Origin of the sequence: Lacunimicrobium album (genome assembly GCF_052161635.1) — a bacterium.
Lineage (GTDB): Bacteria > Planctomycetota > Planctomycetia > Planctomycetales > Planctomycetaceae > SXPC01.
This window is the reverse complement of sequence record NZ_CP197413.1, coordinates 3,642,638-3,666,549: the sequence shown is the minus strand read 5'-3', so window position 1 is coordinate 3,666,549 and position 23,912 is coordinate 3,642,638. Positions and strand designations below refer to the sequence as shown.

At 54.8% G+C, this 23,912-nt stretch carries 19 protein-coding genes; 4 read left to right on the top strand and 15 right to left on the bottom strand.

Annotated elements, in window-relative coordinates; translation table 11 throughout:
• The first annotated feature begins 116 nt into the window (after positions 1–116).
• A complete protein-coding gene (locus SH248x_RS14630) occupies positions 117–866 on the top strand; it encodes a 3-keto-disaccharide hydrolase (protein WP_459555030.1) in 750 nt (249 codons plus the stop codon).
• A gap of 474 nt (positions 867–1,340) precedes the next feature.
• Here SH248x_RS14630 and SH248x_RS14625 read toward each other — a convergent pair whose 3' ends face one another.
• The gene (locus SH248x_RS14625) at positions 1,341–1,736 is read right to left on the bottom strand and encodes a rhodanese-like domain-containing protein (protein ID WP_459555029.1); all 396 of its coding nucleotides are present in this window, start codon (positions 1,734–1,736) and stop codon (positions 1,341–1,343) included.
• Positions 1,737–1,922: 186 nt separating this feature from the next.
• Entirely contained in the window at positions 1,923–2,720 is a 798-nt protein-coding gene (locus SH248x_RS14620; RefSeq protein ID WP_459555028.1) for a class I SAM-dependent methyltransferase, read from the bottom strand.
• Between the two features lie 408 nt (positions 2,721–3,128).
• Here SH248x_RS14620 and SH248x_RS14615 point away from each other — a divergent pair, with 408 nt between their 5' ends.
• Positions 3,129–3,569, top strand: a complete 441-nt coding sequence (locus SH248x_RS14615; RefSeq protein WP_459555027.1) for a TadE/TadG family type IV pilus assembly protein — start codon at positions 3,129–3,131, stop codon at positions 3,567–3,569.
• A 57-nt stretch (positions 3,570–3,626) separates the two neighbouring features.
• A complete protein-coding gene (locus tag SH248x_RS14610) occupies positions 3,627–5,798 on the top strand; it encodes a vWA domain-containing protein (RefSeq protein WP_459555026.1) in 2,172 nt (723 codons plus the stop codon).
• A gap of 28 nt (positions 5,799–5,826) precedes the next feature.
• On the opposite strand, the gene SH248x_RS14605 is transcribed toward SH248x_RS14610, so the two are convergent.
• The 9 genes from SH248x_RS14605 to coaE all read right to left on the bottom strand — a co-directional run bounded on the left by SH248x_RS14605 (position 5,827) and on the right by coaE (position 17,866).
• Positions 5,827–10,362 carry an outer membrane protein assembly factor BamB family protein gene (locus SH248x_RS14605; RefSeq protein WP_459555025.1) on the bottom strand — a complete coding sequence of 1,512 codons (4,536 nt, stop codon included), beginning with the start codon at positions 10,360–10,362 and terminating at the stop codon, positions 5,827–5,829.
• A 172-nt stretch (positions 10,363–10,534) separates the two neighbouring features.
• Positions 10,535–12,538 carry an ATP-dependent DNA helicase gene (locus SH248x_RS14600; RefSeq protein ID WP_459555023.1) on the bottom strand — a complete coding sequence of 668 codons (2,004 nt, stop codon included), beginning with the start codon at positions 12,536–12,538 and terminating at the stop codon, positions 10,535–10,537.
• A gap of 190 nt (positions 12,539–12,728) precedes the next feature.
• Positions 12,729–13,640 (bottom strand): uracil-DNA glycosylase, encoded by a 912-nt coding sequence (locus tag SH248x_RS14595; RefSeq protein ID WP_459555022.1) that lies wholly within the window; start codon positions 13,638–13,640, stop codon positions 12,729–12,731.
• A gap of 129 nt (positions 13,641–13,769) precedes the next feature.
• Entirely contained in the window at positions 13,770–14,177 is a 408-nt protein-coding gene (nusB, locus tag SH248x_RS14590; RefSeq protein WP_459555020.1) for a transcription antitermination factor NusB, read from the bottom strand.
• 111 nt (positions 14,178–14,288) lie between these two features.
• Complete coding sequence (locus tag SH248x_RS14585; RefSeq protein ID WP_459555019.1) at positions 14,289–14,726, bottom strand: hypothetical protein; 438 nt, start codon at positions 14,724–14,726, stop codon at positions 14,289–14,291.
• Positions 14,705–15,139 carry a HEPN domain-containing protein gene (locus SH248x_RS14580; protein WP_459555018.1) on the bottom strand — a complete coding sequence of 145 codons (435 nt, stop codon included), beginning with the start codon at positions 15,137–15,139 and terminating at the stop codon, positions 14,705–14,707. The genes SH248x_RS14585 and SH248x_RS14580 overlap by 22 nt, the downstream gene beginning before the upstream one ends.
• Positions 15,140–15,184: 45 nt before the next feature.
• Complete coding sequence (gene ribH, locus SH248x_RS14575) at positions 15,185–15,649, bottom strand: 6,7-dimethyl-8-ribityllumazine synthase (protein ID WP_459555017.1); 465 nt, start codon at positions 15,647–15,649, stop codon at positions 15,185–15,187.
• A 124-nt stretch (positions 15,650–15,773) separates the two neighbouring features.
• Positions 15,774–17,138, bottom strand: a complete 1,365-nt coding sequence (gene rho, locus SH248x_RS14570) for a transcription termination factor Rho (RefSeq protein WP_459555016.1) — start codon at positions 17,136–17,138, stop codon at positions 15,774–15,776.
• 11 nt (positions 17,139–17,149) lie between these two features.
• Complete coding sequence (coaE, locus tag SH248x_RS14565; protein ID WP_459555015.1) at positions 17,150–17,866, bottom strand: dephospho-CoA kinase; 717 nt, start codon at positions 17,864–17,866, stop codon at positions 17,150–17,152.
• Positions 17,867–18,600: 734 nt separating this feature from the next.
• Between coaE and SH248x_RS14560 the strand changes: the two genes are divergently transcribed.
• Positions 18,601–19,344 carry a metal-dependent hydrolase gene (locus SH248x_RS14560; protein ID WP_459555014.1) on the top strand — a complete coding sequence of 248 codons (744 nt, stop codon included), beginning with the start codon at positions 18,601–18,603 and terminating at the stop codon, positions 19,342–19,344.
• 78 nt (positions 19,345–19,422) lie between these two features.
• Here SH248x_RS14560 and SH248x_RS14555 read toward each other — a convergent pair whose 3' ends face one another.
• From SH248x_RS14555 to SH248x_RS14540, 4 genes are all read right to left on the bottom strand, one after another.
• Positions 19,423–20,451 carry a hypothetical protein gene (locus tag SH248x_RS14555; RefSeq protein WP_459555013.1) on the bottom strand — a complete coding sequence of 343 codons (1,029 nt, stop codon included), beginning with the start codon at positions 20,449–20,451 and terminating at the stop codon, positions 19,423–19,425.
• A gap of 178 nt (positions 20,452–20,629) precedes the next feature.
• Entirely contained in the window at positions 20,630–21,385 is a 756-nt protein-coding gene (rph, locus tag SH248x_RS14550; RefSeq protein WP_459555011.1) for a ribonuclease PH, read from the bottom strand.
• A gap of 247 nt (positions 21,386–21,632) precedes the next feature.
• Complete coding sequence (locus SH248x_RS14545) at positions 21,633–22,172, bottom strand: TlpA family protein disulfide reductase (RefSeq protein ID WP_459555010.1); 540 nt, start codon at positions 22,170–22,172, stop codon at positions 21,633–21,635.
• A 59-nt stretch (positions 22,173–22,231) separates the two neighbouring features.
• Positions 22,232–23,767 (bottom strand): carboxypeptidase M32, encoded by a 1,536-nt coding sequence (locus tag SH248x_RS14540; protein WP_459555009.1) that lies wholly within the window; start codon positions 23,765–23,767, stop codon positions 22,232–22,234.
• Positions 23,768–23,912: the final 145 nt, after the last annotated feature.

The window sequence follows — 23,912 nt, the reverse complement described above, 5'->3', positions numbered from 1 at the left end:
ATAACGAACGGCTCCCGGAAAACTGGGAGCCGTTTTTCGTTTCGCGGCTTACAATTCAGGCCCTGATCGGAGTATCATAAAATGGTCCATCTGCACATTCCTTTGAAGGCTCACTCATGATTCGACTCCTTCTCGCGTTTGCCGCCATCGTCTGTGTTTCTTCGTCCGTTTCCTTCGCCGAAGACATGCCCAAAGGAGAGTGGATCTCCCTCTTCAACGGCAAAGACCTGACTGGCTGGAAACCCAAAATCCTCGGCCAGAAGTTTGGCGAAGACGCCGATAAGATCTTCCGCGTCGAAGACGGAGCCATCACGGCGAGTTACGAGAACGTCCCTGCCTGGAAAGAAAACTTCGGCCACCTCTTCTACAAGAGCCCATTTTCTCACTACCGCGTCCGCATCGAGTACCGCATCCCCGGTCCGCAACTGACCGGCGGCCCAGGCTGGGCCAAGCTCAACAGCGGCGTCATGCTTCACTGCCAGGATCCTGCGACCATGAAGCTCGACCAGGATTTCCCTCGCAGCATCGAAGCCCAGTTCCTCGCCAAGATCGACGACAAGCCACGCCCGACGATGAACCTCTGCACGCCCGATACCCACGTCGTCTATAAAGGCAAGCTCCACACCACTCACTGCACCAGTTCATCGTCTCCAACTTTCGAAGGCGATACCTGGGTCACAGCCGAAGCCGAAGTCCACGGCTCAGGCCGCATCATCCATTACGTCAACGGCCAGGTCGTCCTCGAATACGAGAAACCCCAAACCAACGACGGCGAACTCATCGACAGCGGCTACATCTCCCTCCAAGCCGAAAGCAGCCGAGCCGAATTCCGCAAAGTCGAAGTCATGATCCTCGACAAAGAGTAATCTTCTCTCTGATCCTTCTCCCCCGGGGAGAAGGTGGCCGAGTCTTCGAGGTCGGATGAGGGATTTCTGGAAGCTGTCCCGCGTTGCATCCCTTGTTAACGACTCGATATTGATTTTCACATCTTTTCTCAGGCCTGAAGGGCCGTCATCAGTCAGCCCAGAATGAAATCCTGGGTTAGCGATGGTCAAGAAATCTCTTCCGTCCTGTAGGGACGGCTCACCATGAACTCCACGATGAACCCACCCCTTCAGGGTGGTGATCTTTCAACGCTTTCCTTAACCCAGGATTTCATCCTGGGCTGGTAGAAATCGTCCCTTCAGGACGATGAGCACGAAGCCATCATTGCGCTGTTCACGGCTTAGATTTCGCAAAGCCCCGGCTCTCACGGAGGTTCGCCCTCCCAATAACCAATACACAAAAAAGCCCATTATCCACGATTGGACAATGGGCTTTTCTTTTGAGCTCAATGGATCCTACTTCCCCTTCGGAAACCCCGCTTCAATCAACTCCTTGTACCCTGGTTTGATCGCCCTCAGCGATTCCTTCTTCGGCTTCAACAACTCCGTCGCCTGCAACGCCCGCTTCCCCACCACGCAATGCACGTAGATCACTTTATCCTTCGGCAGCCGATCAAGCTCTTCCTGGCTAATCCCATCTTTCAGCTGGCTGATCGGCAGCGAAATCGCTCCCTCAACATGCCCTGCATCCCACTCCGATTTCTCCCGCACATCAAGCAAGACTGCTTTCCCGTCCTCAACCGCTTTCTTGACCTCCGCGAGTGATTCCTTCGTCCATTCCGCAGCTGACAGGGAAGTGGTCAACAAGCCAACAACAGCAACACAAACAATTCGAATAAGATAACCGCGCATAACGATTCCTTTCATACATGAATTCGTCTCCCTAAGCGTACGCCAGGCGATGACTGAAGTCGAGCATCCCACTCTCTCGGGGTGGCCCAGCCGTTCACGGCTGGGTGACAAAGTCACAAGAAGCAGCGCCATACGCTTCCAAGCTGAACCCAAACGCCGAGTTCCCAAAACGTTCCCCCCACACCATCACTTCGGCAACCACAACTCCTGCTCATTCAACACAATCTTCGTCTCGACCCGCCTCGCCTTCATCCTCACATACGGCGGAATGAACCGCCCGCGATGCTGCGTCCCCCCCGGTGTCCCATCTGGACCCGCCCGCTTCGGCTCGACCAGATCTTCCAGCACAAATCCCGCGCGACACAACCCACCCACCAGATCCTGCCAGCGATGCAGATACTCCGACGTCCCGACCTCGCGATACTTCTTATCGGGCACCACCGGCAGCGCCCCGTTATGGTAATACTCGATCCCGAGAACATACTGCTCCTGATGCGTCCGATGCGTCAGCTGCAGGCTCGTCGGCTGCTTGTGCTGTGAGATATAGATCCCGCCAACTTTCAACACCCGCCCGATCTCGCGATACATCGCCATGATGTCCGGGATGTAACAACTGCTCACCGGCTGATGCACGATGTCAAAATGCTCGTCGGCAAACATCGAAAGATCATCCATCGATCCCTGCACGATCTGCATCGTCAGATGGCGCCTCTCAGCCTCACGCGCATCGAGCGCCAACATCTCCTCGGAAATATCAAGGACCGCCACCTCAGCCCCCGCGCAGGCATACAAAATCGACTGCCACCCACCCCCGGCGGCTAAACACAGAACCTTCAGCCCATGCACAGGCCTCGGAATCCAGCCACGCGAGTCGAGCGTATCCAGCGGCGCAAGACACTCCTGATCCGTCGCGACTTTCGCAAACGGACTTCCGTCGCGTACCAGCTGGTTATAAGCCGCCTGATTTTTCTTCTGATAATCCATTGATGCTTGTCTTACGAATTGTTGTCACGGCAATCAGAGGCATGTGAATGAATATTAATGTGTGTTCATTGTTGCCCATTCTCAAGCATCTGTGTTTCCTGATCCCAAGCCGCCTTCCATGTTGCCAAAACTCACCTGATCAGACCAGTCTGACCTTCGAATAATGATCTCATTAACTTTTAGGCTCATTTTAACTGCGAATTTTACTCCTGTGCAAAACTCATCCTAGCTTTGCATCAGAACCTATGCTGAGAAACCTTCACCACAAAGTTTCTCAGAACACCAGGAATCACGAACACAGAAGTTTGTACTTCTTTGCTTACCGGAAGACTTTGTGAAACTTAGTGCCCTTTGAGTCTTCGTGGTGAATTCTCCATGCCTTTCTTGTTCAGGAAATCGACTGTGAATATGCCCAAGTTTGCTTTCACCGACAACCGACGCGGAGCGGCGATGGTGGAAATGGCCATCGTCCTGCCGTTGTTCCTGCTCGTCATTTTCACAATCGTCGAATTCGGCCGGGCCATGATGGTCTCTCAACTGGTCACCAACGCCGCTCGCATCGGGGCACGACAGGCGATCCTCGAAGGCTCCACCAACGCCGCTGTCGACTCGACCGTCCGCACCTTCCTGCAACAGTCGTGCAACGTGACCAACTCCGACGTCACTATCAAAACCACGATCACCCCCGACCCGGAAAACGAAGACCCCGCCAATCAGGTCGACAAGTCCAGTCAAGGGGACATGATCACCGTCAACGTGAGTGTCGCCTTCGATAAAGTCGCCTTCATCCCGGGCACCTTCCTCAAGGGAAAAAAACTCGTCGGCATCGCCACCATGCGACGTGAGTAACCCATTTTTCAATGATTCACTATTTCTCTTCATTCGCTCTACTTGATGGGGTCACTGATGCTCCGCCTTTCCAGTCACTCTCAAAATGACTCTTCCAATCGGCGTGGCGCGATCATCGTGCTCGCAGCCGTCTGCATGATCATGGTCTTCGCGTTTTGTGCCTTCACCGTCGACGTCGGCTACATGACGAACGTCAAAGCCGAGTTGCAGTTGACTGCTGACGCTGCTGCCATGGGCAGTGTTTCAGAAATCCCCAACGGCGAAGCGGAAGTCCAGAAGGTCGCGCGTCAGCTGGCCGAACTCAACCCTGCTGCGGGCAAGAAAGTGACTCTCAACAACGAGCACATCGAGCTGGGCAAGTACGACCTCGCCAGCAAGTCGTTCGTCGTCAACCCCGCAGAAGCCAATGCCGTTCGCATCACAGCCCGCGCGGTCGATCAACCGACCTTCATCGCCGGCGTCATCGGCCATAAGAAATTCACCTCCCAGGCCAAAGCCGTCGCCATGCTCGCACCACGCGACATCGTCTTCGTCGTCGACCTGTCTGGTTCGATGAACGACGACACCGAACCCTGCTGGGCAAGTTCAACCATCGACAACACCTTCAAGTCGCAAGGCTTCCCCAGTGCCGGGGCCGACTTGATGAAAGACCTGTTCACGGACTTCGGCTATGGCTCCTATCCCGGCTCAACCCAGTACATCGGCAATCCGGCAGGGGTCACCGCCAATAATCTCGCCTACGCAGAACTCACCAAAGACAACGGCCCACTCACCGGCTCCTCAATCGATGGCCGCTACCGCATCAACAATAACGACAACGAATCGACCCGCAAAACCAAAGCCTACCGCTGGATCATCGATAAACAAATCGCCGTCCAGATGCCCAAAGCCAAGCCCACACCCAACTCGCAGTCGAACTACTCCTACTGGGAAAAATACCTCGATTACATCATCGAAAGCCGAAGCGTCGGCAGTAATCCACCGGCTCCGCCCAGTAACGGCGGAGGTAATGGCAACGGCAACGGAGGAGGCGGCGGCGGAGGCGGCGGTACACCATCACCACCCCCACCACCCAAGCCACCATCCGGCATGTACTTGCCGACCGACCTTCCCGAGAACCCGTTCCGCATGACGCTCGACTCACCTCGCTCCGGCTCGCGCATCGCTGCTCCTGCCTTTTTGACGTCATCGTCAACGACGGCAACCATTCTTCTCTCGACACCTTCACAGGCCTCCAGCCCCGGTCTGCCGCGCAACGGCTCGACCCTCAAGGTCACCCTCCCACCATCTCAGGATGGCGAACGTATCACCGGCTTCAACAACCCCAATAAGTCGATCTATCCCTCCGCAGGCAACGCCAACGGCTGGCGGAACAAAATCGGCTACATCACCTACGTCCAATACATGATGGACTGGGGCAGAGATCGCAGCCCGACCTACGCCAACAATACCAACGCGAAACTCTCACTGCCCGACAAGACACCTCTCTCCGTTCACAGCCCTGATTGCCCGTATCATAAGGAAGGCACTCCCGCTGGCGACTTCGACTTCCCGCCCCGCGAGCAGCCGATGCACGCCGTCCGTCGATCGCTGATCGCAGCTCTCGATGTCGTCGATGAAATGAATAAGTCGATTACCCCTGGCTTTGGTGACCGCATCGCAATCATCACCTTCGACGCCAAAGACGCCTACCACGAACCCGAGATCCTCGTCCCGTTGACCTCCGACTATCGCGCCGCCATGGTCAAATGCACGACCCTCCAGGCCACCAGCGACGTCGGCAACAGCACCGCGACGGAAATCGGCATGAGCATGGCAAGAGAACTGCTTCGCGATACATCCGATGGCGGTCAGGGACGCAAGTTCGCGGACAAAGTCATGGTCCTCCTCACCGACGGCGTCCCCAACGTCTGGGAAACACCCGCCTCCGAAGTCGAGACCTTCATCTCAGAAAACCCCAGCGACGAGTACTACGGCTCCGACTACATCTGGTACAACTCTGCCATTATGCAAGCCGGGATGTTCCAGCAGAAAAAAGGCAGTCTCTACCCCGTCGGCATGGGCATGGGAGCCGATTACACCTTCATGGACAAGCTCTCAAGAACCGCCGCCACCGACGACAGCGGCAAAGGCCCCCGCGGCTCCGGCAACCCCAAAGTCTACGAACAAACCCTCACCGACATCTTCAAAGACATCATCAAATACCCCGGCAGCCGCCTGGTTGAATAACTGTCTCGACTCGTCCTTCGACCTTCATCTACTTCCCCGGATACGTCACTCTCAATGACTGATTCCGGCTGAAGTAGATCTCGAAGACTTTCGCGTCCGGGCGATAAGCATACAGACGCAGTGTCTCGTGAGAGCCCAGTTCGTTCTTCTCGGGCTGAAGAATCTCTCCGGTCCGTTTATCAATCAGAGACACACGACGAAAGTTCTGATTCTGATTCGGACGCTGCGGATCCTGCTTGGCAACATTCGATGCAAGCACAAGAAACGGCCATTCTCTCGGCTGATCCTGATCAAGCGCCTGCCCCTCTGCGAACTCTTGCGTCCACGCAGGGCGTCCCGTGCGAATATCATACGCCGCCAGTTCTCCGGCAAACTTGTGACTGTTCAGGGTGACCATCGCATGGACGTACAATTCATCCAGATCCGTCTTCGGTAGCATCAGATAGATGTTCCTGAGGTCTTCATGAATCTCGAACTGCTCAATGAGAGCCGGATCGAAACGACCCGCAAGATCATCATCCACAACGAGTCGACGCGTCTGCATGTCATAAACCCGGACTGCTCCCTCACGGTCGACCAGCAGGGCATGATTCCCCTGGTAACTCTGTTTGAAAATGGACTTCGAGGAGACTCCCTGCTCGAGCACGCGATTGAAGCTTCCATCCGCATTGAAATTCCAGACGACAAGTCTCGCGTTGCTTCTCGGAATGAAACGCCAGAAGTCATCACCATATTGCAGACTGTTCATGACAAGCTCTGCATCGTCTTCGCTCATGGTTCTGACGACGCTGCCATCAATGACATCCAGAACAAAACCGGCGACTTTCTTCTCTTCCGCTGACAGCCCGCAGACGATGACGTGATTGCTCGTCGTGAAGAGTCGCGGGTAATACAGCCCCTGGGCCAGATGATGATGACGCCACAGCGTCTTTCCAGACAGCACATCCAGACACGTCAGATGCTGATTGGTCAGCGTGCAGACAACCGCTTTCGAAATTGAACTGACGATTGACGTTGGTTCCTGGAAGATCCGATTCACATCCGCAACACTCGTCGCAGTAGGCTCCAGACTGACAGACCACATTGCCTCACCAGGTCGATTGGCCAGGCTCATCAGGTTGAATGTCGTAATCGTCTGCCCTGCGACGACGGTCGCGAGGTGTCCCTGCGTTTGTGCATAGTTATTGCGGGGATCTTGAAACTGGATGTTATGAGGAATGCGAATCTGGTACTGCAACTGATGCAAACCATCACGAATCAGGATCGCATTTCGAGTCTGATTGATCGAAAAATCCCATCCCAGAAATGCGGAATCTTCGCCATGCAGAACACGCATCGGATAACGACTCACCATCTGAGCCCGATAACTGGCATCATTCTGATCGGGTGCGACTTGCTCAACATTCGGCATCCGTACAGGATTGTCACTTTGAGAAGCAAATAGAGCAGGGGACTTCTTCTTCCATTGGGCAACGGCCCCCTCTCCGGTCAGACCGTCATCGATCGTGATCCTGGCGAATCGCTCTCCCAACTCACCGACGATCTTCAACAGCCGTGATTCCCAGCCAGCGAGCTTCCAGCCTTCGATCAGATCTGCATAGTGTTCGCTCGCCCATCCGGCCTGTTCCGGAGTTCCGGTTTGACGCAGCCAGATCAAATGGCATTCAAGCGCAGCTGAGTCGAGCTGAGGATCTTTCAGAACCGATTTCGTCCAGCCCGTCAGAGTCTCTTCAGGCACAGGCAGATTTCGAAACGCCGCCTCGATCGAGTCCCCTTTACTTATGCGCTTACGGACCCATTCGGTCAGCTCGCGTGTCATCTGGTCTTGGAAGTCGTTCTTCGGATCAACAGCAATCAGTTGCAAACGCTTATCGATCCATCGATCAATCCGGACGGCATGATTGTTCTCTGTCGTGATCAAAACGTCCGCAAAACCAGTCGCATCGATCTGCTCGAAAAGCGCTGTGTATGCGTCCTTCAACTGGCCATGTTGAATCAGTCCGTTGACCGTCCAGACCAGCAGTCGCGCTTTCATCTGAGGATCGGTGATCAGGACTTTCAGTAGTTCGAGATCTTTCTGCGTCTTCTGAAAATCCGTCCGCAAATTCTCGAGCAGCGACAGGGCGAGAACTTCCCGGGCAGGTCCCGCAGGGTTCAATTCATACGCCCGTTTGAGAGCTGCAATTCCTGCTTCATCATTGTGCTGCTGCAGTTCCAACTGCCCTTTTCGCAACCAGAGCATGCCATCATTCGGCTTCGCAGCAATCTCCATGCTCAACGTCTTCTTGACGTCCGCAACCGAGCGAAACAGCCAAAGTTCATCCGGCGTGTAAAGGGCCAGTTGATCCTGATGAATCATCAGATGCCCAATCGAAATCTCCTCCGGGAGGGCCGTTTCGACCAGAAGACGACCTCGCTCGAGATCGATCGTCCAGATCCGATGCCCTTCGACGGGCAGATAATAGTGCGACCCCGCTCGCAGACCTTGCCCAGTCGGCTGTGGAATCTGGATCGGCTGTGCCCAAGTCGGCTTACCGCTCGCGGCATCAATCGCACTGAATTGCTGGTCGCTGTAGACCAGGACTGTACCCTGATAGATCCCCGCCACACAGAGATTGTTATTGCGAGGCATCTTCCACCGAATCGTCCCGTCAACGTTCAGACAGAACAACGAATCGTCTTCCGGCGAGACGACAAGGATCTCCTGTGACGTGCAAATCACCGGATAATCCATCCAGTCAGGTTCGATCAACTGCTTGAGTTTTGTCTGATACTGCAGATAAGGATTGTTAGCCGCATTCACGTTCCTCAGGTTGCCCTGGCTGAACTGCGAATCTGGATTGTTGGTGTCGAACAGATACGTGTTCCACAACAACTGACGCGTCGTCGGGTTGAATGCAGAGACAACTCCGACTCCCGTCGGGCAGATCAGAATGCCATCAATCACACTGACCGAGAGTCCCTGAATCCGGCGCTCCAGATCCATTTCTGGGGGGCTGACCGTCAGCGCCAGAGGCTGAGACCACAGCGGTTCCCCTTTGACAGGATCGAGCGCGTACAGCCTGATCTCCTGGTTCAGTTCTCCGAGAACATAAGCAACCCCATTCCACTCGACAGGCGGTCCAAGAAAATACAGCCCCGCCAGCGGCAGCTTCGTCGCTGAATGCGAGCCTCCGACCTGCCAGCTGATCTTTCCTGTCTTCATGTCGTAGGCAGAAAGCTTGTTGAACGACTTCGTCAAAATCGGGTGATCAGAAAGTTGAGGCGACTGGCGAACTCCCAGCACGCCCCCGTTCTGAATGACATACACACGACTCCCATCACTGCTGATCGTCGACGAGATCACGTCATTCATCAGTGATTTCTGGATCAGGTAACGCTTCAAGGTCTCCGGGTAGTCATCTTCCGAAATGCTCGGCGCATACAGACTGTTCTTGGCGATGAATTCGAATTCGAGGTCATTAAACGCCGTCTCCCAGACCTTCTTCCCGCTTGGCAGTGCAAAAGCAGACAGTCCCGACAGCGTGCGAGTCACCATGAGATCCTTCGTCAGAATCGGATTGGTCGCCATCAACTGTCGTGCAGCAGGATCTTTGGGAGGGACATTCTTCATCTGCTCCAGCAGGTAGTCGACTTCCGTCTGAAACTCCGGCTGACTCGTTCGACGCAGCGCCGTGATCTTGCGGTCGATCATGATGCTGTTCAGGGCGCCGACAGCCGGATTGCGATCCACTGTCCCACGAGGCATTCTCCATTCATTGACGGGATGGACATCAACCGTCGATTGGCCAGCCTGAGTCGTCCCCTCCTGGGCGGACTTTTCAGGCGGACCAAGCTGCGTCGGAACAGGGATCGAGAGAAACTGCGACTTGCGCACGAACTCATCATTCGTCGTCAATGTTCTCAGTTGATCCAGCAGCACTTTCGCCCGAGCGTCCTGGTGACAGGTGTTCCAGCTGAAAGCCGTCTGCCACATGACCGAAATTCGCTGGTCGCGCGTCAGAGTCTGACGCTCGAGTAGATCCGTCCCCAGAGTCGCAGCGGCCAGGTAGTCACCACGATCGAATGTTCGCGCCAGGACAATCAGCGATGCGCTCTGCCCAGCGAGTGTGGCCCGATACTGACGCATGATGTCTGACAGATGAGAGGCATCGCGCGTCTCTTCGTAAAGTTTGAGCTGATACTCGGCTTCCTTGCCATACTCAAGTTCGTAAGTCTCGCGCCCAGCAGGAGGTAGTGTCAGCAGGATCTGCTCGATACGTCGTCGCAGAGTCATCGTGGAATTGGGGGCGAGAAAAAAATCTTCGTGCTTATCGAGAATCTGTTGAAGCAGCAAAACACCTTCGCGATAATGTCCGTCTTCGATGAGTGACTCGGACTGCTCGATCATCCGCTCGATGTTTCGACCTGGAGCAAGAAACCAGTCTCGCGTGAGCTCTTTTTCTGTTTGCTCAGCTTTCTGCGGGAAAAAAGGAAATTGCGATTGAGCCGGTGTGACTACCCATCCGCTGAGCATAATGACGCACAGACAGATCAGCGAAGATCTTAGCTTTGGCCACACCATGGAATCGGTTCTCCATCGCCGCTCGGACTGATCACGTGCACCTGATCGGTCCTCGTATTCAACACTCAAAAACCAATCCATTTTACACGACCAGGGCACGCCAGGGATATACGGATTTTCCCAAACGGTGCGTCTGAAAATGATTCGTTGCGCAAACCGTTGGCTGCTGCGGTCACACTCGGACCCATTCCACCTTGCATCGCGGCAGGCTATCCAGAAACATTCGCCCGTATCGTTTGGTTTTCACGCGTGGATCAAGGATCACCACCTGACCCCAGTCCGACTTGCTGCGGATCAAGCGACCAAATCCCTGTTTGAGTTTGATGACCGCTTCCGGGACCTGATAATCCATAAACGGCATTCCCCCTTGTTCCTTGATCCGTTCCAGACGGGCTTCGAGGAGAGGCTGATCCGGCACGCTGAACGGCAGTCGCGTGATGATGACGTTCACCAGCGCATCGCCGGGGACATCAACTCCCTGCCAGAAGCTGTCCGTCCCAAACAGAACTGCTTTCGGAGAAATTCGGAATCGCTCGAGTAACAATCCGCGTGTCGTGTTCTCACCCTGACTGAGCAGCGTATAGCCTTCCCTGTTCAGCCACGATTGCAGCCTCGCCACACAGTTGCGAAGCGACGAGTAACTCGTGAACAAAACGAAGGCTCGCCCCTGGGTCACTTCGATCTGTTTTTTGATCTCCTCAATGATGCGGTCTTCGAAGACGTGTGGCATCGCGCTCGGATCGGGCATGCCGTCGTAGAGAACGAGTTTGGCCTGCTGGGCATAATTGAACGGGCTGCCGAGTTTGAGTTCTTCGCCACCCGAGACTCCGAGTCGTTTTCGGACGAAGTCAAAACTCTGCTTGCCGACGGTTAACGTCGCGCTGGTTAGAATGGCGGTGGGGACTTTCTGGAACAGCTCTTCGCGCAGGATCGGCCCGATCTCGACGGGCGTCGAGACTAGCTTGATATTGCGACGCTTCTGTCCTGATTCTTCGACATAGTAAACCGCATCATCCATCCGCTGCTCGAGCCAGCTTTCAATCGTGAGCGCATGCCCTTTGAGAGATTCGCTGGCTGAGCGGAATTCGATGCGTTCCTCTTCCTTTTCGAAGCCATCGGAATACAGATCGAGCGATCTCGCCAGCGCACGCAGCTCGTTGGAGATCGTGTTATCAATCCCTGCTGGCTCTCGAACTCGACCATTCTCTCTGGCAAAGCGGTCCTTCCACACACCCACATCGTCAAAAAACTGATCGGACAGGTAGCGCAGTTTCGTCACCTGCTTTTGCCCCGCGACATGGTTGTGGTGAACCAGCAGCCCCTTCTGGCTGCGATCATTATAGAGCTTATTGAACAGGTAACTCAGCTGGTAACCAGAAATCGACAGGCCCATGTGGTCCCCGGCGACCGCTTCAAGGGTATGAGCCTCATCGAAGATGACGGTATCGTATTCGGGCAGGACCGATGCCCCTTCCCGGCGCAGCGCCAGGTCAGAAAAGAAGAGAGCATGATTGACGATCAGGACGTCGGCATTCCAGATCCGTCGTCGGGCGCGGTAGTAAAAACATTCTTCATACGTCGGGCATTTACGTCCCAGGCAGTTGCCGTGTTCGCTTTTGATCTCATCCCAGATTTCCCGCTGGGGCGAAAACTCAAGATCGGCGAGGCTGCCATCTTTGGAATTGCGTGTCCAGGTGGCGATCTGTTCGAGTTCGCGCATTTCCTCGTTCATCGCGAACAGGCTCGACGACTTATCGATCGCCCCTTTCATGCGACGCAAGCTGACATAGTTTGAGCGACCTTTCACGAGTACGAACGTGAACTCTTCGGGAATGATCGCGTTGAGAAACGGCAGATCCTTGAAGACGATCTGTTCCTGGAGATTGATCGTATGCGTCGAGATGATGATCTTCTTGCGATCTTTCTTCGCGACGTTCTTCTCGGCTTTCTCATTGCGACGGGCCGCTGCGAGAATCGCAGGGACCAGATAGGCGAAACTTTTGCCGACCCCTGTGCCTGCTTCGACGATCAGGTGATGTCCGTTGGCGATCGCATTCTCGACGGCCATCGCCATTTCGAGCTGTTCCGGGCGGGCTTCGTAAGACTTCAGTCGATGCGCAATGAGACCCCCATCGCCTAAAACTGCTTCGACTGACAACGCCTCGCTGGCTTCCATGCTCATTCCTGATAGATCGCACTATTCGCAATAGGAATTCTACTCCGCCCGAGTTCATCCTCCAATGCCGTCGTGCTATTTAAGGTCGATGTTCCCTCGTGTGTGCCACGGCTGTGTCAGCCGTGCGGATGGACATCGAAGGTGAAAACCTTGACCACCGCCATGACGCATGCGGGTTCGATCTGCCGCGTTACTTCGCGGGCTTGGGGAGCGTATTCAGGTCAACGCCCATCTCAACAAGCAAAATCTGCAGGTCTTCCCAGACGTCTTTCTTTGCACTGGGGTTTCGCAGCAGGTAGCTCGGGTGGTACGTACACAGGACGCGGGAGTTCTTGTACTCGAAGAACTTTTTACGCATGCGACTGATCGGCTCGGTCAGTCCGAGCAGGTTCTGAGCAGCGATCGTGCCCCAGCAGACGATGTATTCTGGCTGGACGAGAGCGATCTGAGCATCGAGGTATTCGCGACAATTCGCCGCTTCGCTCGGGAGCGGATTGCGGTTCCCTGGAGGTCGGCAGCGAAGGATGTTGCAGATGTAGAGGTCACTGCGTTCCCAGCCGCAGGCAGCGATGATCTTATTGAGAAGTTGACCGGCTCGCCCGACAAATGGCTCGCCTTTTTCGTCTTCATCTGCCCCGGGGGCTTCGCCAATGAACATCACACGGGCGGTCGGATTGCCGACGCCGAAGACGGTTTGAGTTCGAGTTGCAGCAAGTTCCTGGCAGCGCTGGCAGGTCGAGACCGTCTTGGCCCACTTGGCCAGTTCGAGGCTGATGGTCTTGGGATCACGTTTGACTTTGGGCATGGGCGTCCTTGCCTCATCAGGCAGAGCGGTAGTGAGCGCGGGAGTTGATGGTTTCGAAGCTGGCGGAGTTGCAGCGACGGCGGGTACAGGTGACGCAGGTCGCGCGAGGGGAGCCTGTGGGACGGGCTGGGGAGCGATAGTTGTCGGTTGAGGAACGGGCAGTGACGATAGCTCGACTGTCAAAGCCGCTATCGACTCCTGAGACGGGATTGTCACCGCAATCTCGGACAATCCTGCAAGCGCAAGGTCACGCAGGACCTGACGAGCCGCGCGAGGAAGATCCAGTTCATGTTTCATGTCGACGATCTTAGCAGACCGGATGTCGTCAGAAAACACAGCGAGCGGGGCATGACTCTATCCGCCATTATTGGATTGCAGCCACGCCCAATCTCACGACCGAGACGGCCGTGGCACACACAAGTCCAATTATGTCGTCGCGGGGGGCATCATGCGGTCGAGGATGCCGTTGACGAATGCGGGCGAGTTTTCGCCGCCGAAAGTGCGGGCCAGTTCGATCGCCTCATCGACAACGACCTTCGGAGGTGTTTTGACCTGCATCATCTCGTAACAGGCCATGCGGAGGATATTGCGATCCGTGACTGCCATGCGCGACAGCTTCCAGTTCGCTGCAATCTCTTCGATCCTGGTATCGAGCTGTTGACGCATTTCCTGCGTGCCGACGAACAACTGCCAGGCAAATCGTTGCAGGTCGTGATCGTCAGTCATGTACTCACGAATCATGACACGTACATCAGCCGGGCTGACATCAGGGTTCACGTCGACCTGATACAGCATTTGAAGAGCGAGTTCGCGAGCTTTGCGTCGGTTGGCCATGGAGTATTGAATCGAGAAAAAGAAGCGGTGGTAAAGCCAAACAGGCAATTGTAGCCCGCTTTGATAGGAAACAAAGCGTTCAGAGGATGAAGAAATCGAAACTCAGATTATCTAGTTGATGCGGGCACCATGCACCTTCTCAAACAGGCGTGTTCTGTTGAATTCCGATAACGGCGGATAAAAGTACGCGATCGTACCACCAAGCCGGTAAGTAAACTCATTGACATAATGCGCATGCGTATTTGATCTGGTTAACGAGATCCGAGAAGCAATTCGCGTTCGTTCATCATCGCCGTCAATCAGTCGAATACGAAACAAGTCCATTTTCCGACTTAATTCTGGATGCGAGTTGAATATGGCCACGATGGCTTCGTAGGCCTCTGGTTGTTCGTCTGCAACCCGATCCGAGGAGATGTACAAATACCAGTCGTCAGAATCCAATTCTCGCAGCCAGAAGGCAACGTCAACAATAAATCCTCGTGCCTGGAACTCATGAATGACGAGTTGCCCAGCATCAATCTGGTTATCTACAAGGAATTCTTGATCCATATCAATACCCCATCTTTCTTGTCCGAAACGGCTGACATCAGATCAAGTGTTTTCTTTCTCGTCGTTCTGCGATCATATCTCGTATCAACCTGCCAATTCTTCACGATTAACCAGTTCTTGGCAAGAGTTGGATTCTGCGATGCAACAGAGTTTAGCTGAGTGCTCAAGCCAGCCAGACGAGAGAGGTTTTCAAGGTTATGATCGCGGTACTTCCTTCCGCTATCGCCTTCCAGGAAGACAATCTCATTTCCGATTTTTTGACGACTCAACTTGGCGAGAATTGCCGCCTTCAATGCACATTCGATCGCATATCCGGCAAGATAATAGGCCGCGGACCACCGCTTGTTGGTGAATAAGATCTCTGCATCTTTAACGCGTTCATCAGCAAGTTGAAGCAAATGTCTCTGTTTCAAATTACCTTCCTGCAAAGCGTCTCGGAAAATATTAGCACGAAGAGACTATAGATTTCTATAACACTGAACCATCTCGATTGCGGCGAGTGCGGCTTCGCTCCCTTTGTTTCCGTACTTTCCGCCGGCGCGGTCGATGGCCTGCTGCTGGTTTTCGACGGTGAGAACGCCAAAGAGGATCGGAACGCCTGTCGACATGCCGGCCTGGGTGATCCCCTGAGCAACGGCGTGGTTAATGTATTCGTCGTGTCGGGTATCCCCTTTGACGACGACCCCCAGGCAGATCACGGAGACATATTCGCCCGTCGTGGCAATGCGATGGGCCATCTGCGGCAGTTCAAACGAGCCGGGCACGTAGACCACTCGTGACTGAGCTCCGTGCTCTGTCAGAGTCGTCACCGCGCCCTCCTTGAGAGCGCCGGTGATTTCATGATTCCAGCGAGCCACGACGATGGCGTATTTGTCGCCGGGTGAGACCTTCAATTGGACGGGAGGAGGAGCGGAGTGGGACATGGGTGAGGGCTTAGGGAGTGGGGCTTAGGGAGTGGGGCTTAGGGCTTAGCAAAACAGGAAACGACGGAGAGCCGTTAGAGACTCTCGTGTTATGCAAATGAAGAAACGGTCCGCACAGCGGACCCTACGAGAGGTTCATCGTCAACAGGAACTCTTCGTTGGTCTTCGTGCGTCGCATGCGGTTGGTGAGGAGTTCCATGGCTTCGACGGGGTTCATGTCGTTGAGGACGCGGCGTAGAATCCAGACTCGTCGCAGTTCTTCTTCGTGCATGAGGAGTTCTTCGCGACGCGTTCCCGAGCGGTTGACGTCCATCGCGGGCCAGATGCGTTTCTCGACCATCCGGCGGTCGAGGTGAATCTCGGTGTTGCCGGTCCCCTTGAACTCTTCGAAGATGACTTCGTCCATCTTGCTGCCCGTATCGACGAGAGCCGTCGCGATGATCGTCAGGCTGCCCCCTTCTTCCACATTACGGGCAGCTCCGAAGAAGCGTTTCGGGTGCTGCAGGGCGTTGGCATCGACGCCACCGGTCAGGATCTTGCCGGAGTTGGGAACTTCGGTGTTCCAGGCGCGGGCCAGTCGAGTGATCGAATCGAGAAAGATGACGACGTCCTGGCCGAATTCGACCATGCGTTTGGCCTTCTCGATGACCATTTCGCTGACTTGAATATGTCGACTGGCCGGTTCGTCAAAGGTACTGCTGACGACTTCACAGTTGGGGCTTTTCACCTGACGTTCCATGTCCGTCACTTCTTCAGGGCGTTCATCGATCAGCAGAACGATGACGAACGCATCCGGGTGATTCTGCAAAACTCCCTTGGCCATCTTCTGCAGCATGATCGTCTTACCAGCACGAGGTGGCGAGACAATGAGAGCACGTTGTCCCATCCCGATCGGGCAGAGCATATCGACAATGCGGGTGCTCAGCTCTTCGGGTTCGCTGGAGAGTTTGAGGCGTTTCTCAGGGTGAAGCGGCGTCAGGTCGTCGAAGAAGACCTTATCGGCCAGCATGTTCGGGTCCTGCCCGTTGACGGCTTCAACGCGCAGTAGCGCGAAGTATCGCTCGTTTTCTTTCGGCGGGCGAATCTGTCCGGCGACGGTCGCGCCTTTGCGCAGTCCAAAGCGACGAATCTGCGATGGCGAGACATAGATATCATCAGGGCAGGGCAGATAGTGATAGTCCGGGCTACGCAGGAAGCCGAAGCCATCTGGCAGGATTTCGAGAGTCCCATCGCCGAACATCAGGCCGTTGAGCTTGGTCCGCTCTTTGAGGATCTTGAAGATCAGATCCTGTTTTTTGAGCCCCGTATAGTCCGTCAGGTTTTCTTTGCGCGCGAGATCGAAGAGCTCCTTCATCGTCATTTTTTGGAGCTCGGCGATGTGCATCTCGCCGCGTTTGACTTCTTCGTATTTGTCGTCAGCCGCGATCTGCGCCTTGGAGCGCGCGTCGGAAGATTTGTAATTGTCGTAATCAGTGGCTTCAGTGGCCATGACGGGTCTCTTCAGTTCGAGGTGACGTGAGGCACGTGAGAGGGGGCAGGCTTGGATGACCGGGCTACAAGCTGTTGGAGAGCTTGAACGAAATCGCGACCGGCCAGAGACAGAGGTTGGTTATTGTTGATGATCAGTTTTGCACGAGACTTTTTCGTCTCGAGTGGCCACTGACTTTCTTCGCGGATGCGAAGTTGCTCGTTGTTCCATGATCGCTGCTGCTGAACACGCTCCAGACGGGAGGCGTCTGTCGTTTCGATGTAGAAGATGGAGTCGCAGAGCTGATCCCAGCCCGCTTCGAGCAGAATCGCGGCGTCGAAGAGAATGACGTCGCATTCGCCGGACTGCTGATGCTGGGCGAAAAGAGTCTTAAATCGCTCGACCATCCAGGGGTGAACGATCTTCTCCAGAGTGGAACGTCGCTGGCGGGAAACGGGATCACTTCCCCAGACCAGCGCACCGAGGACTTTGCGATTGATCTCGCCATCGACCAGCAACGTCGACGGGTCAGACAGAATCCCGGAAAACGTTTCAACGACGCGCGTCTTCAACTCGGGAACGCGCAATGCTTCATGACCGACAACATCGCCATCGACAATCGCGAGCGCCATCTGCTCAGCGGCAAAGCGGGTCAGAGCACTTTTTCCCGCACCGATTCCGCCCACGATCCCCACAACCGGAGGACGTGCCTTGATGGCGGCGCTGGAATCAGAGGAACGGGATATCACCAGAGTCGATCCGTCGAGCGAGAAGTTGGCGTCGGGTGGGAAATCAGGAAGGAAATGGAAACACGCCAGACTGTTGATCAGACCAGCGACGCCAAGAAGTGACTACACGATCGCCGTCCGCGTGTCGTCGTCTGATCATTCGTTGCAGGATGAGGGGTTTGCTTCGAGATGGTTCAGAGAAGACAGGAGGGAGATTGGAGTCCGACGCATTGATTCACGGGCGTCGATCGATCAAAACGCAGCCTGCCTGGACCGGCAGAACGCTGATCGACGAAAAACACCGTGGGTTGGTGTGCGTCAATCCTTGGGATGATTGAGTGGGTCACGTGACGTGTTGAGTTGAGTACACGTATCGTCTCAAGGCATACTCTCAAAGTCAATCATTGGTTCCAGTTTTTGGCTGACGGCAGGGAAAACTCGGACCAACTCTGGTTCTATCAATAAATGTTGATAAGACGTGATTTGCCATGGCTTTGCTTTCAATTTGTTGCAGGGAATTCCCGCAAAAACAGTCAATAGGGCTGCCATGCCTCCCGCGGCAACACTTCTCAAATTCTACTTCCATGCGTATCGTTTGAGGAACTCCTGCCAGGTGCGTTCACCAGACGTCACTCAAGATCTGAGCGGAAACAGCCGATATTGAGCGGATGGGACAGCGGCCTATGCGGAAAAACAATGGCATTGGCGGACGAGATTCCCTCCGCTCCACCCTCTGACTTACGACAAGGATGTCGATGGCCGGGTACAAAGAGCATATTACTGTCAGCAGCTTTCTGGGTGCAGGACTTGGCGCAAGTGCATACCTGTTCTTCGGTTTCACGCCCGTCGAAGCCTCTTTGACCGGGTTCCTGACTGCATTTGGCGGGATGCTGCCGGATCTCGATTCTCAATCGTCGCGTCCGGTGAAGGATCTGTTCGCCATGCTCGGCGCTGTCCTGCCGTTGTTCATCATGGGACGGCTGATGCGATCCGTCGAGGTGATCCCGACGGCGGAAGCACTCGCGCTCACGTTTATCCTCCTTTATCATGGCATTCGCTTTGGAGGGATGTGGCTGGTCGGCAAATTAGCGGTTCACCGCGGCATGTTTCACAGTATTCCAGCCATGTTCATCACCATGCTGATCGCATTCATGGCGACGGCAGATTCAGAAATTCGCGTCCGCCTGCTGCTGGCCTTTGGAATTGGTCTTGGCTTTTTCTCTCACCTGCTGCTCGATGAGATCTATGCGATCGAATGGAGCGGTGCCCGGATCCGCCTCAATAAATTCGCAGGGTCTGCCCTGAAATGGGTTGGCAAAACACAATCGGCCAACATCGTCACCTACGGGATTCTCTTTGCGTTAACCTACACGACGCTCATCGACGTCGGCTTGATTCGACTCGACGGAATGCAGGCGCAGACGGAAACGCCGACGACCATCAATGCCCCCGTTCTCCAGGAAGCTCAGGCCATGCCAGATGCTCCTCACTGGCGCTAGCAATCGACTCGATTGATCAACGAAAAAAGCCCTGGGAGATTTTTGATCATCCAGGGCTTTTTCTGTGGGAAGTGATGCTTATCTGTACTTCGGAACTCGAATCATGTGTGGTTCTGGATCAAAGAGAATCATCTTGGGATTGCCATTTTGATCCTGAATCGTCTGTTGTTCTGCAATGAGGTTCTGTTGACCGGTCGCTGGATTATTGGCGTACTTGGCACCGAACGCTTTGGCGAATTCGAACGCGCGTGGATCTCGCTCTTGTGTGAACGATCCGACGGTCACATACGATTGATATCGATCGTGGAACACCCATGCCTCGACGCCGCGTGCTCGGAGGGCGTTGCAGGTCTTCCAGGCGTCCCAGTATGCGACGTCAACAGAGGCTTGTCCGGTCAATTTGCTGAAGGCAGATTCCAGGTCCTTATCGCCCTGCTTGGTGACCGATTTTCCTTTGAAGGTCGCGATGACCAATGAAAAGTCGCCCTTATTGTCAAACAGAGAGAACTCCATCCCGGCATTGATCTGCAGAAGTTCGGGATTGCGTTTGCGGGCCTGAACTTCTTCGGGGGTGAGCATCGGGTTAACGGTCAGGAAAGCACCCGAGAGGGGGCCAGGCTGTCCTGGGGTTTCGCGATAGATGCCGCCTTCAGTCAGGCAGGCGGGCTTCAGTTTTTTCACATAGAGCAGCGTTTCTTGAGCTGTCTTTCCACTCTTGGTGGAAGGCTCGATATCCTCATAGTTTCCTGCAACCACGCAGATTTCTTTGTCGAGTTTGTATTTCTTGTTTGTTTCGCGACCACGTCGGTCCTGGGTTTGAATTTGGCCGGTCGCTTCGTCGCGGGAGAAACTGTAAGCAGGGATACCCACTTGACGCAGTTCGAAGACAAGTTCATCGGCAGCGATGTCGGGTGTCTTCCCCTCGACTTTCATGCCCTCGGTCGGCTCTGAAATCGTCGCGACCATGATCATCCATGGGCCGTGCTGCTTGGAAAGGGCGTAACGCTTGCCTTTGACGGCTTCGATACCACCTGCGCCAGCAGAATTGATGAGACTACAAATTGCGATAGTCGCAATGAACAATGATTGAATGCGATAAGCAGGCATGACAAGACTCCGTACTGAACCCGCGACGAACCGTCGAGGGAAGTGTCGCTACGGACCAGAGGTGAGAGATTGGCAGGAGAACATCTGAATGACTCGACTCAGCCAGCAAGATCAGCTTCATAAAACGAATCTGATCGGGCAGCTGCGCGATGTTCAATTCAGTCCATCGAGTGGAGTTCTAGGAAATCAGGTAATTCTTGTCGAGAGGCCAAAGATTGCCTAAAGATTTCTGTTGTAAAGAGAACAATTGATGCACGCCCTGTTTAGCCATCGCCAGCTGGGCTGTCAGTTGTTCCAGAGAGAAGGCTTTATTCTCTGCCGTCCCCTGAATTTCGACGAATTCATCGTCGCTGGTCATGACGACATTCAGATCGACTTCTGCAGTACTGTCTTCCGAATAATCCAGGTCCAGCAGCAGCTGACCCTTCACATACCCCAGGCTGACCGCAGCAATCCCTTGCGCGACTGCCGCCTTGGCACTGAAGGTTGGATCGCGCCTCTCGATCGAATTGAGGGCATCTACCAGGGCAATAAACCCGCCTGTGATCGACAGCGTCCGTGTCCCGCCATCGGCTTCCAGAACATCACAGTCGATCGTGATTGTCCGCGGACCCAGCGCTTTCGTATTCACTGCAGCACGCAGGCTACGACCGATCAGACGCTGAATTTCTGTGGAACGACTGTCTGTCTTCAATCGCTCGCGTGACTTTCGCGGAGACGTACTGCCTGGCAGCATGCTGTATTCCGCCGTCACCCAGCCGGAGGGATCTTTGAGCGGATCTTTCCACGGCGGCAGCTTGTCTTCGACCGAGGCGGTGCAGAGAACCGTCGTCGATCCCGCCTTGATATACACCGACCCCGCTGCCTTCTTGGTGAAGTTGCGAATGATCTCGATCGGACGGACTTGATCAGCAGGACGGTTGAGGTGGCGCATGGGAGAACATCGTCATTCGAAAGTCAGAATACGGAATTCGTCGGAAACGAGCAAAAGGGTAGCAGATCTCGATCAGAGCCGCGACCGTGAGAGAGCATTTGCTCGGTGTGCCACGGTCGTGTCGGCCGTGGGATGGCGCTATCGATAACTAACTTGAACTCGGCACGGCTGACACAGCCGTGGCACACGATCGCGGGGGGCTGTGGTTAGGTTTGTTAGCTGACCCCAGCCACCTATTTTCAATTCATCACATCGCCAGGGCCCGCTCAATTGCTTCTTCAATCTCGCCGCCCGATCGATTCGTCCAGATGATCTCCCCCTTGGGATTCACGACGTAGACCCGCGGGATCGTGTCGATGGCGAGTTCCTGAAAGAATGCCTCTGCACCGTAGGCGTTCGGCCATGGGACGTGCAGACGCTCGATGAACATCTTCATATTCGGCAGAGCATCTTCTTGTTCCATCGTGATGCCGACAAACTGAAGGCGAGGGTTCTCGCCAAATTTGCCGTAGACGTCCACCAGGTGTTTTGTCTCGGCAATGCACGGCCCACACCAGCTGGCCCAGGCATCGACGACGAGAACCTTGTCCTGCATCTGCTCGGCCGTCAGGGCTTTGTCATCGATCCATCCTGCGGGACGAAACTCCGGCAGCGCCTTGCCGATGCTGCCATCCGAACCTTTTTCCAATGAGGCCACAATAAACGCAATCACCGCCGTACAGACAGCAATCATTGCAATCGCCTTCCAGTTCGTCGGGCGATCATCGGAAACCTCGACATCGGACATAGCGTTCATTTCCAGTCAGGAGGAATGCGACTCAAATCAGGACTGATTGCTGCCAACAACTAAGTCTGCGACAGATCGTAAAGCGGGGCAAGCTTATTACGAAGATGATCGATCAGAGGCTGGTGAGACAGTGGCTTTTTCGTGATCCGTTCAATCAGCTGAGCAGCCGAGTAACGACGTCCGTGGTGATGGATGTTGGATCGCAGCCATTCCAGAAGTGGCTTGAAATCGCCGTTTTCGAACTGACGATCAAGGTCACCCAGATCGGTCGCCGCCTGCTGGAACAACTGGGCGGCGTACATATTGCCCAGAGCGTAGGTCGGGAAATAGCCAATCAACCCGGCTGACCAGTGAACGTCTTGCAGGCAGCCCATGGCATCGGATGGGACCTTGATTCCCAGATAGTCTTTGATCTTCTTGTTCCACGCAGCCGGGATCTCTTCCGCTGGCAGGTCCCCCGACATCATGGCCTGTTCGAGCTCGAAGCGGAGCATGATGTGCAGGTTATAAGTGACTTCGTCTGCTTCGACCCGGATGAACGTCGGGCGGATATCATTGATCGCAGAATAGAACTGCGAGATGTTGACGTCTCCCAGAGGGTGTGGAAAATGCTGCTGAGCTTGCGGGTAGAAGTGCGTCCAGAACGACAGCGAACGCCCGACAAAGTTTTCCCACATGCGTGACTGTGACTCGTGAATCCCCAGCGAAACCGTTTCGCCACAGGGCATTCCAAAGCTTTCGCGAATCAGCCCCTGCTCATAAAGGCCATGACCGGTTTCATGAAGCACGCCAAAGAAAGCCGAGTTGAAGTGGCGTTCTTCGTAACGGGTCGTCATGCGACAATCCCCAGGTGCAATCCCCGAACAGAACGGGTGAGCCGAGACATCGAGACGACCGGATGTCATATCGAATCCGACAGCAGCCGAGGCCATTTCGCAGAAGCGCTTCTGCTGGTCGATCGCGTAAAAACGAGCCAGAATGCTGACCGGCGCTTTCACCGACGAGGCTGAAATCTCTTTGACCAGCGGGACGAGTTGCTCACGCAGAGCAGCAAAGACTTTCTCAATCTCCGCTGACGAGGCATAGGGCTCATAATTATCGAGAAGGGCATCATACAGAGATTGATCGGCGACACGCAGGGCAGAGGCTTCTTCCTGCTTGAGCTGAATGACCTTCTTCAGTGACGGCAGGAACTGCGAGAAGTTGCTGGCCTTGCGAGCGTTGACCCAGGCCAGGTGGGCATGCGATGTGGCGCGGGTGATCTCTTCAACCAGACGCTGAGGCAGGCGAGTTGCTTTGCTGAAATCACGTCGAGCTTCGCGGACATTCGCAGCCTGGACGGTATCATCATCAAGAGCCGAGCCGAGTTCATCCTCCGCGGCTGCGATCATGTCAGCGAGCTTCTTCGAGGTGGCCCGTTCGTGTCGCAAACCAGCCAGAAGACTCAACTGCTCGGCACGAAATTCTGTTCCTCGTGGAGGGAGGCAGGTCTGTTCATCCCAGCTGACCAGGCTGCCACACGATCCAAGAATCGCGATCTGTTGAAGTTCAGCGGTCAGAGCAGAATAAGCCGTCGAAGTCGTGTTATCGGACATGGGTGTCGATTTTCGTTATTGGAAGTATCTCGCGAAGTTGTAGTCACCCGTCTTCAGGCGATGGAAATAGTTTAATTCACAACCGACGCTCAAGGACAGGCAATGACAGGAATTTGTCAACGATGAAGAGTGGTCAGCGGTGTGG